The organism is Lachnospiraceae bacterium GAM79 (genome assembly GCA_020735665.1).
In the GTDB taxonomy this organism is placed as follows: domain Bacteria; phylum Bacillota; class Clostridia; order Lachnospirales; family Lachnospiraceae; genus Coprococcus.
This window is the reverse complement of sequence record CP085928.1, coordinates 921,702-935,870: the sequence shown is the minus strand read 5'-3', so window position 1 is coordinate 935,870 and position 14,169 is coordinate 921,702. Positions and strand designations below refer to the sequence as shown.

The 14,169-nt window shown below is 41.6% G+C and carries 11 protein-coding genes; all 11 read right to left on the bottom strand.

Translation table 11 applies throughout. The features are described from left to right. Positions 1–54: 54 nt before the first annotated feature. Positions 55–2,985, bottom strand: a complete 2,931-nt coding sequence (locus LK416_04155) for an insulinase family protein (GenBank protein UEA75381.1) — start codon at positions 2,983–2,985, stop codon at positions 55–57. Between the two features lie 13 nt (positions 2,986–2,998). Beyond that, positions 2,999–3,415: a cytidine deaminase gene (locus tag LK416_04150; protein UEA75380.1), complete on the bottom strand. Its 417-nt coding sequence runs from the start codon at positions 3,413–3,415 to the stop codon at positions 2,999–3,001. A gap of 222 nt (positions 3,416–3,637) precedes the next feature. Next, positions 3,638–5,194 carry a HAMP domain-containing histidine kinase gene (locus LK416_04145; GenBank protein UEA75379.1) on the bottom strand — a complete coding sequence of 519 codons (1,557 nt, stop codon included), beginning with the start codon at positions 5,192–5,194 and terminating at the stop codon, positions 3,638–3,640. Further along, positions 5,172–5,876 (bottom strand): response regulator transcription factor, encoded by a 705-nt coding sequence (locus tag LK416_04140; protein ID UEA75378.1) that lies wholly within the window; start codon positions 5,874–5,876, stop codon positions 5,172–5,174. The genes LK416_04145 and LK416_04140 overlap by 23 nt, the downstream gene beginning before the upstream one ends. A 107-nt stretch (positions 5,877–5,983) precedes the next feature. Continuing rightward, positions 5,984–7,249: a glycerate kinase gene (locus LK416_04135; GenBank protein UEA75377.1), complete on the bottom strand. Its 1,266-nt coding sequence runs from the start codon at positions 7,247–7,249 to the stop codon at positions 5,984–5,986. A 33-nt stretch (positions 7,250–7,282) separates the two neighbouring features. Beyond that, entirely contained in the window at positions 7,283–7,846 is a 564-nt protein-coding gene (locus LK416_04130; protein ID UEA75376.1) for a rhomboid family intramembrane serine protease, read from the bottom strand. A 294-nt stretch (positions 7,847–8,140) separates the two neighbouring features. Further along, positions 8,141–9,493, bottom strand: coding sequence for a putrescine aminotransferase (locus tag LK416_04125; protein UEA75375.1), 1,353 nt, complete (start codon positions 9,491–9,493; stop codon positions 8,141–8,143). A 334-nt stretch (positions 9,494–9,827) separates the two neighbouring features. Further along, the gene (locus LK416_04120; GenBank protein UEA75374.1) at positions 9,828–11,306 is read right to left on the bottom strand and encodes an aldehyde dehydrogenase family protein; all 1,479 of its coding nucleotides are present in this window, start codon (positions 11,304–11,306) and stop codon (positions 9,828–9,830) included. Between the two features lie 52 nt (positions 11,307–11,358). After that, positions 11,359–12,423: a spermidine/putrescine ABC transporter substrate-binding protein gene (locus tag LK416_04115; GenBank protein ID UEA75373.1), complete on the bottom strand. Its 1,065-nt coding sequence runs from the start codon at positions 12,421–12,423 to the stop codon at positions 11,359–11,361. Positions 12,424–12,497: 74 nt separating this feature from the next. Next, on the bottom strand, positions 12,498–13,298 hold the full coding sequence (locus tag LK416_04110; GenBank protein UEA75372.1) for an ABC transporter permease: 801 nt from the start codon (positions 13,296–13,298) through the stop codon (positions 12,498–12,500). Positions 13,299–13,301: 3 nt separating this feature from the next. Continuing rightward, positions 13,302–14,168 (bottom strand): ABC transporter permease, encoded by an 867-nt coding sequence (locus LK416_04105; GenBank protein UEA75371.1) that lies wholly within the window; start codon positions 14,166–14,168, stop codon positions 13,302–13,304. Position 14,169: the final 1 nt, after the last annotated feature.

The window sequence follows — 14,169 nt, the reverse complement described above, 5'->3', positions numbered from 1 at the left end:
AGAACTATTTACAAATCTATATACTTATATCTTCTTTCGTTACTTCTGTAAAAACTATAGATCTTTTACTTCTTTAAACTTTGCCCGATTCTGTTCGATCTTATCTTCCCCACCGATCGCACAGATAACCCCGCCATCTGTGATCGCCCGGATCACAGGTGCCAGTGAACGAATCGTTTCTACATTTGCAGTAAGCACCTGATCACGTTCTTTCTGAAGCTGCTCATCTGTAATACCTGCAAAGTAACAGGTCTGGCTAAATGCTCCTTCTGCTGATGGTGTCATTGGAGAATCTAACTTCGCGATCGCACCAATCAAATATTTGGTCATATCTCTGTCGCTTGCATCAAAGCCTGCTACATAGTCTGCTGCCTTCTTATAGATATCATATGTCTCCATCAGGTTCGGATCTCTGTAGGATGTAAAATATCCCATTCCTGATCTGGCAAATGAACACATAGCTCCATATGCCCCACCCTTTACACGGATATTCTCCCAGAGATATCCATAGGAGAAGATCACCTGTAGGACTTCCAGTGCTCCGGTATATTCAAATCCTTTTTCTTTATAATTTCCTGCGAGAGCCGCATACTGTACCTGGCTTGCTGTCTTAAAGGCTTCGTTCTTAACAGCTTTTTTCATCACACGTTTTTCTGCAAAAGCAGGTCTGGTCGACAACTTTCTTGCAAACGCTTCAATATCTGCGCCCAATAATTCCTTGATATCATTGTCACCGGTATAAGAGATTGTTACCGCTCCTTTTCTAAGGATCTCGGCAAGCGTTGTCTGCAGCTTCTCAATGATTGCATCTGCATTCTGCTCAAAATCCTGATCCAACTCCTGTAAGAAATCATAATATCCGATTCCCTCTGTCATATCCTTAAATGCCATCACATCTGAGACATAAGACATCGCGCGTGTTGCAGATGTGATATGCCCTGAGGATATCAGATCAGTCTTAAGTCCGGCCTTTTCTTCCGATATAATCTCTTTCAATCTCTTCTTATCCGAAAGCTTCGATGTGAACAGGATCTCCTCGATCAGCTTCAGACCTTCTCCAAGCTTGTCATACATGGCCTTTGTCTTAACGGAGAAGAATGAAAGATGATCCTTCCCGCCATCCTTATACATGGCTCCTGTAGAAAATCCGATACCACCGGTATGGAAATTGATCTGATTGGACAGTTCACTATATGTGTAATGCTCTGTATCCACATATTTGAAAATGCTGGTGAGCAGCTCTACATATGGAACAAACTCTGCATCCAGATCATTGATATCAAATATAAACTCCAGATAACCAATTCCGTTAGTAAAGATATCATGACTTATTAATGGCATACCATAAATGCTGTCCTCACGGTTCTTTAACGGATGGATCTCTTTTCTGATATCAGAAATACTAAGCAACGGAACCTTCTCCATATCCTCTGCCGGAGATGGTGTCTCCTGATATAATTTTAATTCCTTTGTATCTGATACAACCTGTTCAAGCTCATTTTCCGTAAGAGAGGCCTTATAGTCTGCAAGCTTCTGCTTCTCTGCTGCATCATTCTCCTTATCAAGCCCCTTCTTCGGCTTCATAACAAAAATCATACCAAAGGTATTCTGAACCAGCTTTTCCCAGATCAGTTCTTCAAAATATCCGGTTTTCAGACTTTCTTTCAATTCATCATATACTTCATTTAACTTAAACATTTCAAGTGCAGATGCATCATCATACAGCCATGTATTAAATGCATCCAGACCCATCATAAGCCCCTTCGGAAATCTGCCGAAGTTTGCTTCCTTATGTTTAAACTCAAAATTATTGATCGCAGCCTCAATCGAAGTCCGATCGATCGCCTTTCCTTCTTCTCCATGCCCGGAAAGATCGGTCAGTGTATCCCTGATCACAGACACAAAACGTTCCTTATCGGACATATTTGCATTTCTTGCTACGATTGAAAAGATTGTCTGCCGGATCCCATCATCAAAGGAAGCAAAGACGTCCTCTCCGATCCCTGCATCTACTAATGCTTTCTTCAATGGTGCGCCCGGAGCGTCCATAATTGCGTATTCCAGTATATTCATGGCAACGGACTGCTTCTTATCAAGGCTGCTGCCAACTACCATATTATAGGTTAAAAATGTCTGATTTTCTTCGCTCTCATTTTCTGCGATCGAATAAAAGCAGCTCTCATCCTTCATCTGTTCATAGGCTGTCTGCACAGCGATCGTAGAATCAATCTCTCTATAATCAAAGCTCGAGAGATACTCCTTATCGATATAGTCCAATTCCTTATACATATCAAGATCACCATACAGATAAATATAACTGTTTGACGGATGATAATACTTTCTGTGAAAATCAAGAAAACGTTCCTGACTTAATGTTGGAATCGCTGCAGGATCACCACCGGATTCATTCTTGTATGGTGTGTCAGCAAGAAGAAGTTTTTCAATCTTTGAATACATCTGCTGTTCCGGAGATGAAAATGCCCCCTTCATCTCATTAAACACAACACCATTATAGCTCAGTTCCCCTTCTACAGTTTCAAGTTCATAATGCCAGCCTTCCTGACGCATGATCTCTGTATGTTCATAAATATTCGGATAGAATACCGCATCCAGATAGACATCCATAAGATTTTCAAAATCCTTTTCGTTACAGCTTGCAACCGGATATACTGTCTTATCAGAATATGTCATTGCATTTAAGAATGTATTTAATGACCCCTTTGCCAGTTCTACAAACGGGTCTTTTACCGGATATTTTCTGGAACCGCATAATACCGAATGTTCCAGAATATGCGGAATACCGGAATCATCATACGGTGGTGTCCGGAATCCGATATTAAACACCTTGTTCTCATCATCATTTGCAATTACAAGCACTCTGGCCTTTGTCTTCTTGTGGCTTAAGATATAACCTGTTCCGTTTACTTCAGGGATTTTTTCTTCTGTTATGATATCATACCCTGTTAATTCTTTTAAGTCTCTCAATCTGATGTCTCCTTTATTCTTCTTTATTCAAATGGAATGTCTCCGGAAGCAGCTCTTCTACCGAATACATCCGATATTCCTGTTTGTTCTTTGCTACAACGATCACGCAGTCTTGTTCGGCAAATTCGGCAATGACCTGTCTGCATATCCCACATGGATAAGTATAGTCACATTCTCCGTTCTTTAGTCCGCCAACGATCACGATCGCAGACAGTTTCCTGCATCCTTCACTGACTGCCTTAAAAACAGCCGTCCGTTCCGCACAGTTTGTTGCCCCATAGGAAGCATTTTCTATATTGCATCCTGTATAATAACTTCCATTCTCCATCTTTATACAGGCTCCCACCTGAAAATTCGAATATGGTGCATATGCCTTTGTTCTTGCCTGCATCGCAAGCTCGATCATTTCTGAAATCTCGTTTTCATTCATACAAATTTCCTCTTACTTCCTGTTACATAAAACTAACAGTACCACCCATAAATATAGCCTATTTTCCATGTGTTTGCAATGCGATTCTGGCGTATTTGAACACAAACTATACACAACAGATTGACAGTGGTCTTACCTATTATTACACAAGACATTCAGATAGGCTTGTTACATAATAGTAAGACCACTGTCAATCTACTATTTAAAATTTCTACTCTCTATTTAAAAATAAATTGTTACTTCAAATTCACCGTCTTCTGTTTTTAAACTTCCGTGGTAGCCGAATATCTGCATGATTTCCTGCACGATGCTCAATCCGATTCCGCTTCCGCTTCTGCCGGTTCTTGTTTCGTCTCCCTTTACAAATGGCTTCCATAACTCCTCCGGATCGGTTGCAATCGACTGTTCCATCGGATTGCTAAGGATCAGATGATCTTCCTTTAATACCAGCCGGATCACACTTCCTTTCAGTGAATACTTAATTGCATTTACAAACAGATTCTCTAACATATGGGAAAGCATCAGCGGATCACCTTTTACCGTACAGTTTCCTGACATTCTTACCTCCAGACCTTTTTCATCCAGAAGATTCTGATACCGTTCCTGTAACGGCTCCCATATCTGTTCGATGCTTACAGACTCTGTCTGTAACGCTTCCATTTTACCAAGCTTGATATACTCGCTTAACTGACATAAAAGTTCATTCATGTAAGATGTATTTTCCAAAATAACATCTATGTAATGCCGGCACTCTCCTGTCTGGTTTAACTGTTTCAGATTCTCTGCATACCCGGAAATTGCCATCAATGGACTTTTTACATCATGTGCAAGTGCTGTAATAACCGTTTCTTTTCTCTCTGCATCTTCCATCTGTGAAAATGTCCGTCTACAGGATATAAACGCAGTCAGGATCGTTGCAATTATAATGAGAAATACAACTGCAAGCCCTCCATAAAATAACCAGATGCCTTCTGTATGCCAGCCAAATGGATCTGCATACATAGCGGATACGATATAGTATATATCATTGTCAAAAACGATATATTGACTTTTAAAATAATAGTTTTCACCCAGATAACCACTTATACTCTCTGTTGTATCTTCCGGATATGTTCCGAGGGTCTCCATCTTATCCAACAAATACCTGCTCGTCTTACTATACTGATTGGCATCATCTACTCTGCCATGAAGACTCCATGCAAATTCCCCTGCATCAGCATTTTGAACCACCTGCCGGAAAGAAGGCATAATCGGTGAATACATCTGTACTTCGGACTGCATCTGCTCCATATCATCCTCTATATCCTGTACCTGTTGTTCTAATTTTTCTGTATCATTTTCGTCTGTATGCTTCGTAGTTTCTGTTTCTTGATTTTCATCTGCAACATTTACATCGTCTTTTTCTTCTATATTGTCTACTGCATCTGAGCTTTCCAAATGCCGCCTGTAAACTGCTGTCAAAAAATATGGTGTATTTTCCTCCGCAAAGATCTCCTGTATTCTATTACGGGCTTCCTCTATATCTGTCATACCTGCAATATCTTCCTGACATTCAGCCAAACTTGCACTGACACTATTTGTTGACACCTGAAAATATTCTTTTAATTCCAGATTGACCTGATTTCTGTAATAACCGATCACCAGCAGATACAACATTATGCTGACTGCTATAATGCCAGATGAAATCCATATCCATTTTCTTCTTACCTTTTGTCTTTTTCTTTTCTGCCGCTCCGACAATATGGCATTTCTTTTTTTATTGTTTTTGTTCTTTTTCATCGTCATCACCCCGTATCTGATATCCATTTCCTATCACTGTTTTAATCTGCTTTCCTGCACTTCCAAGATGTTTTCGGATCTTTCGAATGTGATTATCCACGCAACGATCACTGCCATCATAATCATAGCCCCATACCCCGATCAGCAGTCGTTCCCTTGCCACAGTTTTGTTTTTGTTCTCGAGCAGCATCCGTAACAATGCAAACTCTTTCGGCGCAAGTTCAATTTCCTGAGAATCCACAAGAACCCTGTACTCCGACGGCTTCATATGTATCCTGCCGCAGACCAGTTCTCCGGTTCTGCTGATATCCTTTGATCGTCTGATCAGTGCCTTGCATTTCGCATATAAGGTCACAAGGGAAAATGGTTTGATGATATAATCGTCACAGCCGAGATCATATCCAAGCAGGATATCCCGTTCGGAACTTCTGGCTGTTAAAAACAGGATCGGAACCATGCTCGTCCTGCGCATCTCCCGGCAGATCGCAAAGCCGTCCATTCCCGGAAGCATGATGTCTAACAATACAAGATCCACCCGTTCCGTCTCAAATAAATCCAGCCCGTCCTGTCCGTTCTGTGCCGTCCGTACCACGATCTCATTTTCACTTTCTCTGGTAAAGTAATCTTTCACCACTTCGCAGATCTGTTCATCATCTTCAATCATCAGTATCTGATATGTCATATTTCTTACCTCCTTACGCCTATATTAACAGTGTGATATGACTTTTAAATGTTCTTACATAAAAAGCCCAAATAGAGTTTACTGCTCTATTCAGGCTTTCTTATTTGCTATAGTTTCTCTCTCACAGCTCGTTCCATATTCTGCATGGCACATTCTGTCTGCATGGCTCTCCCTCGTTCCTCTTCGGACAGTCCGTCGGTTATGGAATAACACGCATCAAACAAGCCGCTCTCCATACATTGTTCGATGCCTTCCCCGAAGCAGCCAGCAAATGCAACCACTTTTTTCTTCTGTGCTTTTGCAAGTTTTGCTACGCCTGCCGGAGTTTTTCCCATTAACGTCTGTGCATCCATCCTGCCCTCTCCGGTAATAACCAGAGCGACATTTTTTATTCTTTCTTTTAAATGGATCTCATCAAATACTATATCAATTCCCGGTCGTAATCTTGCATGCAGGAACATTAGAAATGCATATCCAAGACCGCCTGCTGCACCTGCTCCCGGTGTCATACGATTTATTATGCTGTCCATCTGACATTTCTCCGGGTCTGTATTCATTTGCACTTTATCCTGCTTACAGCCTGACCAGTTCTGCTGTTCCACCAGATCTGCATAACGCACCATGGATTTCTCCATGTTCTCTACCATCTGAGCATCTGCTCCCTTTTGCGGTGCAAAGATATAGCTGCATCCATTCTCGCCAACCAGCGGATTTGTAACGTCACAGGCAATCTGAAATGAACATGCTGAAAGCTCCGGTAACATATCCTCTGTGTGAATCTCGCATACTTTTGAAAGTCCTTCTGCTCCATAGCAAACTTCGTTTCCATGTTCGTCAAGAAAATGGCATCCAAGTGCCTGAAGCATTCCGATCCCGGCATCATTTGTTGCGCTTCCGCCAATCCCTATAATAAAGCTCCGGCATCCATGCAGCATGGCATCCTTTATCATCTCGCCTACTCCATATGTAGTTGTATGCATCGGATTTCTGGCTGACTCCGGTACAAGCGGAAGTCCTGCTGCCTCTGCCATCTCGATCAATGCTACTTTTTCTCCTGCTTCATCATAACTGATATAAGAAGCCTTTACGACCTGTCCAAGCGGTCCTGTTACATTAACTGTATGACGTTTCATGTTCGATTTTCCATAGGCGATCGCATCCATGGTTCCCTCTCCGCCATCTGCAACCGGAACCACTTCGATCTCACAATTCTTATAATTTTTCTCCAGACCTTTTTTAACCGCCATGCCTGCCTGAACAGATGTCATACTGCCCTTAAAAGAATCAACAGCCGCCAGAACCTTAAGCGGTCTTTCTCTCAATTTCAGATCATCCTGCAATATGGTGTCATGTATTTCACATGTTCGATTCATTTGAGAAGTCCTCCCTTGCAAATATCACACCGTTTATTTTCGGTTCAGATTATATCCGACAACTGCACCCACAATACCGCCAACGATATGTGCCATATTCGAGATATTGTCCTGTACTGCGATACCTTCATATACCTGCTGTCCGATAAAGATGATCGCAACCAGAATAAAGGATAACGGAATTTCGCCTGCTCGGAATCCGGTAAAGGACGCCAGCACGATAAATGCAAATACGACACCACTCGCTCCACAAAGTGCTACATTCCAGAAAAAGATGTAATTCACAATACCGGTCGCAAGTGCTGTTACACCGATCACTTCCAACATTTCTTTCGAACCATATTTTTCTTCTAACATCGGTCCAAGCAATAACAGATAGGAGGCATTTCCGATAAAATGACTCCATCCTGCATGCCCGAATACATGTGTAAAGAATCGCAGATATGTGAGTGGATTTGTAAGCGATGAATGATATGTCATAAATAATAACCGGGTACTTCCGCCACCGGTCAGTACCCCAAGCAGCGTTACAACAAAACAAATAAATACAAAGCCCAGCGTCACCGGTGCGTTAAATGTGATCTTTAATTTTCTCATCTGTATATACCTCCCCATATAGAATGAATAGCTTTATTATACCCTATTTATGTATAAATACAAAGAGCCGCTTCGACTCTTTTACCCCAGAACAAAATTGCTTTACAGGATAAATATTTCTATAAAACAAAACTACCGTCCATCCGGCAGTCTGATCATAGCAGTTTCAACTGACGATCAAATCTGTATCCGAATAAACGGTAGTCTTATATGTACTTTGCACATTCTATTCATCCGAAAAATCATTGCCTATACTATGGTCAGATGATTTTCCATCATGATATACCGATGAATTTACAGATTATATTCTTTCTTCGTATCAGCAAGTGCCGCATCCATACGCTCGATAACGGCTGCGATCTGTTCCTCTGTAATAACCGCTGTCGGCTCGAAACGGATACACTTGGAGTTTACAAGTGTTCCGGCTGTCATAACACCTCTTGAGAACAAGCCCTTTGCGATGCTGTAACCGATATCAGATGTAACAAACTCAACAGCAAGCATCAGACCTACGCCTCTGACATCATCGATGATCTCAGGATATTTTGCCTTCAGACTTTCAAGTCCTGCCTTTAAGATCTTACCTTTGCTTGCACACTGTCCTGGAATATCATTATCAATCATGTATTTGATCGTTGCGATCGCTGCCGAACAACATACAGGGTTACCACCAAATGTAGGAGAACCAAGTAACCATGGGTTGTCGATCAACTGCTGTACCCACATGGATGGCTTACAGATAATACCTGTGATTGGCATAATACCACCACCAAATGCTTTACCGAATGTCATGATATCCGGTGTTACGCCTTCTGCTTCGCATCTCCACATTGTACCGGTACGACCCATACCTGTCTGGATCTCATCAAAGATCAACGCTACACCATACTCATCACAGATCTGTCTTAACTCTGTCAGATATCCTTCCGGTGGAACGATAACACCAGCCTCGCCCTGAATTGGTTCAACGATCATGGCTGCAACCTTTTCACCAACAGCGATCAGGTTACGGATTGCCTTTCTTGCATCCTCTGCATTACCATATTCTACATGCTGTACCTGCTGTACCATAGGTGTATATGGAACTCTGTATGTATTCTTACCACCCATTGAGATTGCACCCATTGATTTACCATGGAATGCACCAACGGTTGAGATATACCATCTTCCGCCTGTTGCGATTCTGGCAAGCTTCAATGCCATTTCGACTGCCTCTGCACCACCATTTGTAAAGAAACAATACTGAAGATCACCCGGTGTGATATCTGCAACTGCCTTTGCAAGATATCCACGAAGCGGATCCAACAGCTCCTGTGAATGAAGCGCCTGATGATCAAGCTGTGCCTTTACGGTATCAAGGATCTCCGGATTTCTATGACCACATGTATAAATACCGAAACCACCAAGACAGTCAATGAATTCTTCACCATATAAGCCATCACATACACCGTCATGATCTTTCCACTCAAGCACTGCTGAGTTGGTAGATACTGACTTTCTGTATTTTAACCAGCCCGGGCTTACATAATTATCAAAATAATCTAATGTCTGTTCTGTCATTAATTTCTTTTCATCGTCTGTTAATTCATCTGAATGGATATAACCAATTACCTTTTCCAAATCCTTACTTACCTGTTCATAACTCATATTAAAATCCTCCTTAAAATATATTCATCTTTAAACTGAAAAAAAGGAGCCTGTGACCTGTCCACAAGCTCCTTTGCTTCTATGTCTGTATATTATCGTATCTCATGCTCTTTTTCAATTACTAATTTATACCATTTATCTACCATTTATCTATTATATATAATTAAATATAAGTATATTTAGCTCATATAACTGACTTGTAATTTCATCGTCATACCTCTATCGAAGTATCATTTTCTACCCTATTTCTGTTATTCGCCAAATCATTCGGTATTTGAAACGCATTAAAAAACCGCCCACCTTCATTTTTCAGAAAGTGAACGGTCTGTTTTATCTAGTGTTCATACCAGCCTACAATACCCGGGTTCAGATTGATATTGATCTGCTTAACCTCCTGATATTCCTCGATACCATGAACGCCAAGCTCTCTGCCAATACCGCTCATCTTATAGCCGCCCCAAGGTGCTTCATTGAAGGTTGGGTTGTAGCAGTTGATCCATGTGATACCTGCGCGAAGCTCACTGATCACACGATGTGCTCTGGTTATATCGGAAGTAAATACAGCTCCGGCAAGACCATATACAGTATCATTTGCCATCGCAATCGCTTCTTCCTCTGTCTTAAAGGTCTGGATGCTGACAACGGGACCAAAGATCTCCTCACGGACAATCTTCATATCCGAAGTACAATTATCAAAGATCGTTGGACGTACAAAGTAGCCCTTTGCACATTCTCCTTCTGTATAGCGCTCACCACCTGTTACAAGTGTTGCGCCTTCCTCGATACCACTCTTTATGTAAGACAGAACTTTCTCCATATCCTTTTCCGTAATGACTGGTCCGATATCCGGATTGTTCACCGGATTGCCGATCGTCATGGCTTCCGCCTTTTTCTTTAATCTGGCAACAAACTCATCATGGATGCTTTCTTCTATGATGATTCTGGATCCTGCGGAACATACCTCGCCCTGATTGAAGAAAATACCGATCATTGCCCACTCTACAGCGCCATCCAGATCTGCATCTGCGAAAATGACATTTGGTGATTTACCACCAAGCTCCAGTCCGATCTTCTTCACATTTGTAGCGGCTGCTTTCATCAGACTCTGACCGACTCTGGTACTTCCAGTAAATGTGATCATATCAACATCGGTATTCTCGCCCATTTCCGTTCCGATCTCAGCATCACCCTGTAACAGATTGACGCAGCCCTTCGGAAGTCCTGCTTCTTCAAAGATCTCGAATAACCGGATTGTTGAAAGCGGAGCCTTTGGACTTGGTTTAAACACGATACTGTTTCCTGCTGCAAGTGCAGGAGCCAGTTTCCAGACAGACATCAGAAACGGATAATTCCATGGAGTGATCTGCGCACAGACACCGACCGGCTCTCTGGTCTCATATGAATGCATCTTACCAAATCCATCATTTACCTCATATACACCACCATGCGGAGTCTTGCAAAGGCCTGCGTAATAACGGAAGCAATGAATACCATCACTGATATCTCCTTCTGCTTCACGAAGAGGCTTACCATTATCCAGAGTATCCAGCATTGCCAGTTCATCGGCATATTTGTCGATCAGATCTGCGATCTTTAGAATCATATCACTTCTGGTCTGGGAATCCATATCACGCCACTCTCTTGTCTGGTAAAATGATTTCTTTGCCGCAGCGATCGCACGTTTGGTATCTTCTACACTGCTTTCATAGACCTGTGCGATCACTTCTCCGGTTGCCGGATTGATAACATCAAACGGCTTTTCCATACTTCCTGTTACCCACTCACCATCAATATACATCTTTTTTGGTTCCATATATCTTACTCCTCCTGATCAACTTTCTTTGTCTGCCTTTTGCCGTTTTGTATTACTGCTTTAATTTGTTCCACATATCGTTGTAAACAGTCAATGTATCTGTATCAAGATTTCCAACAAATTCACCTTTTTCAAATACCTCAGCCGGTACATTCTTTGCTTCATTATTCTTGTAATCTTCATTTGCCTCCACTGCAGTTGCATTTGCATTCAGATATGGGTATTCCGCCATAACCTTTGTAGCAACATCCGGATCACACATATAGTTGATGAATTTCATTGCATTATCATAGTTCTTGGCACCCTTTGCGATTGCCCAGTTATCAATGAATTTATATGCGCCCTCTTCAGGAAATACAATCTTGATCGAAGGGTTCTCATCCATAGCAAGCGCTACTTCAGCAGACCAGCAGTAACCAATATTACAATCTCCGCTGATCAGAGATGACTTTGGACTGTCACTGTCATATACTGCGATATTATCCTTTAATGTCAGAAGCTTCGTTTCAACCTCGGCAAGCTTTGCTGTATCTGTTTCATTCATGCTGAGTCCCATGCTTCTCTCCGTCATACCGATAACTGCTCTGTAGTCATCCAGTGCTACGATCTGTCCTTTTAATGAAGGATCAAAGAGATCTGCATATCCCTTAATATCTGTTGATACCTTGTCGGTGTTGACTGCGATCGCTGCCACACCACCCTGATAAGGAACGGAGTAGACATTGCCCGGATCATATGTAGGATCCAGATACTGACTACCAATATTTGACAGATTGGTAAGTGCATCCTGATCCAACTTCTCAAGCATTCCCTGAGCGATCATGGATTCTACCATATAGTCACTCGGCTGTACGATATCATAAGTTCCTTCATCCTCTGATTTTACCTTTGCAAGCATATCCTCATTGGATGAGAATGTTGATACATTTACTTTAATTCCATATTCTTTTTCAAAATCCTTAATTACTTCATCCGGTACATACTCTGTCCAAATGAACAGGTTTAACTCTCCGTTTGTACTGTCTGCTTTCTTACCACAGCCTGTGATATTTACTGCTGTCATTGCAAGAACAAGTGATAATGCAATACTTACTGCTCTTTTTCTGTTTTTCTTCATAATTATGTCTCCCTTCTACTCTTGAACCTTGTTCGGTTACTTCTATAAATTGTTTACTGTTTCATTCTATACAGCTACTGTTTTTTCTTCTTAAACAGATTTCCCTGAGTCAGGACAACAAAGATGATCGTGCCTGCTAAGATCAGCGCTGATAATGCATTTACATCAGGTGCTACTCCACTCTTAATACTTGCCATAACCTGTAACGGATAAGTCATCGTATTACCATTTACAAAGTAGCTTATGATAACGTCATCAATCGATAACGTAAATGCCAGTAATGCACCGGCTGTAATGCCGGGTCTTAAAACCGGAAGTGTGATCTCCCAGAATGTACGAATGCGGTTAGCTCCCAGATCCATACTTGCTTCTTCAATCGAAATATCATAGCCGGATAATCTTGCCCTGACATTGAAGATAACATATGGCACACAGAAGGTGATATGTGCAATGATCAATGTAAGCATACCTCTTGGGATCGAGACCTTTGCGAATACCGTAAGTAAGGATATACCCATTACAATCTCAGGAATAACGACCGGGATATATAAAAGTCCGTCTATGATCCCTTTTCCTTTGAATTTATATTTGTACATTCCGATCGCACCGAGCGTACCTATAATCGTTGAAAGTACAGTTGTGACCAATGCTATGATCATCGTATTGCCAAAGGATGTAAGAAGCGACTGATTTTCAAACAATTTCACATACCAGTCAAATGTAAACCCCTTCCAGGTCAGATATGGTTTTGATGTCGTTGCATTAAAAGAATTCACTACAACAACTGCAATCGGCATAAACAATACAATATAAATCAGAGAACAAAAGATCTTTGAAAGAATACTCTTTGTTCTTACTTTTGCTTTTCTGCTCATCGTTTACACCCCCAGACTATCCATATCGCCGCCTGTCTTCTGGTACAGTTTGACGAGGATCAATGTGATAACAATTAATATGATGGATAAGGCTGCACCAAGCGGCCAGTTATTTCCACTCTTGAACTGACGCTCGATCAGGTTACCAATAACATCTGCATTTCCACCACCTAAGATATTCGATACAAAGAAATATCCAAGACATGGGATAAATACCATGATACAACCGGAAAAGATTCCGCTGGCTGTCAGTGGCAGGATCACTTCAAAGAAAGTCCGCCAGCCCTTAGCTCCAAGATCAGAGGAAGCCTCCAGTAAAGTATGATCCAGCTTGCCGATCGCGGTATAAAGCGGAAGTACCATAAATGGGAACAGGCAGTACACCATACCAAATACGGTAGTTCCCTGATTATATAAGAGGTTCAATGGCTCTGATATCAGATGTAGCTTCATAAGCACGGTATTCAACCAGCCGGATGAACCAAGGAATGTCTTCCATCCATAGATACGGATCAGTGAATTCGTCCAGAATGGAATGATAACCAGCATATATAACAGATTCTTTGATCTGCTCTTTGTCCTTGCAATAATATAGGTAAACGGATATGCAAGCACGATACAGATCACGGTTGTAAGTAATGCGATCACAAGTGACTGAACATAGATCTTAATATAAGAACTGTCCGCCAGATGTTTGTAATTATCGAATGTGAACTGAAATGTTACATTGTAATACTGATCGATACTGCAAAAACTCATGACCAGTATATAGATGAGTGGAACCGCTACCAACAGGATCAGCCATAAGGTCACCGGCCCTACCATGATCGTTGCCGGAAGTGTCTTTTCTCTGAATCTCTTTTTATTCATA

What these genes read in the sequence shown, in the direction of transcription:
- LK416_04110 (UEA75372.1), bottom strand. Translation starts at nt 13,298, where the DNA reads ATGAGCAGAAAAGCAAAAGTAAGAACAAAGAGTATTCTTTCAAAGATC.
- LK416_04105 (UEA75371.1), bottom strand. Translation starts at nt 14,168, where the DNA reads ATGAATAAAAAGAGATTCAGAGAAAAGACACTTCCGGCAACGATCATG.
- LK416_04130 (UEA75376.1), bottom strand. Translation starts at nt 7,846, where the DNA reads ATGAGAAAATTAAAGATCACATTTAACGCACCGGTGACGCTGGGCTTT.
- LK416_04140 (UEA75378.1), bottom strand. Translation starts at nt 5,876, where the DNA reads ATGACATATCAGATACTGATGATTGAAGATGATGAACAGATCTGCGAA.
- LK416_04150 (UEA75380.1), bottom strand. Translation starts at nt 3,415, where the DNA reads ATGAATGAAAACGAGATTTCAGAAATGATCGAGCTTGCGATGCAGGCA.
- LK416_04125 (UEA75375.1), bottom strand. Translation starts at nt 9,493, where the DNA reads ATGAGTTATGAACAGGTAAGTAAGGATTTGGAAAAGGTAATTGGTTAT.
- LK416_04120 (UEA75374.1), bottom strand. Translation starts at nt 11,306, where the DNA reads ATGGAACCAAAAAAGATGTATATTGATGGTGAGTGGGTAACAGGAAGT.
- LK416_04115 (UEA75373.1), bottom strand. Translation starts at nt 12,423, where the DNA reads ATGAAGAAAAACAGAAAAAGAGCAGTAAGTATTGCATTATCACTTGTT.
- LK416_04135 (UEA75377.1), bottom strand. Translation starts at nt 7,249, where the DNA reads ATGAATCGAACATGTGAAATACATGACACCATATTGCAGGATGATCTG.
- LK416_04145 (UEA75379.1), bottom strand. Translation starts at nt 5,194, where the DNA reads ATGAAAAAGAACAAAAACAATAAAAAAAGAAATGCCATATTGTCGGAG.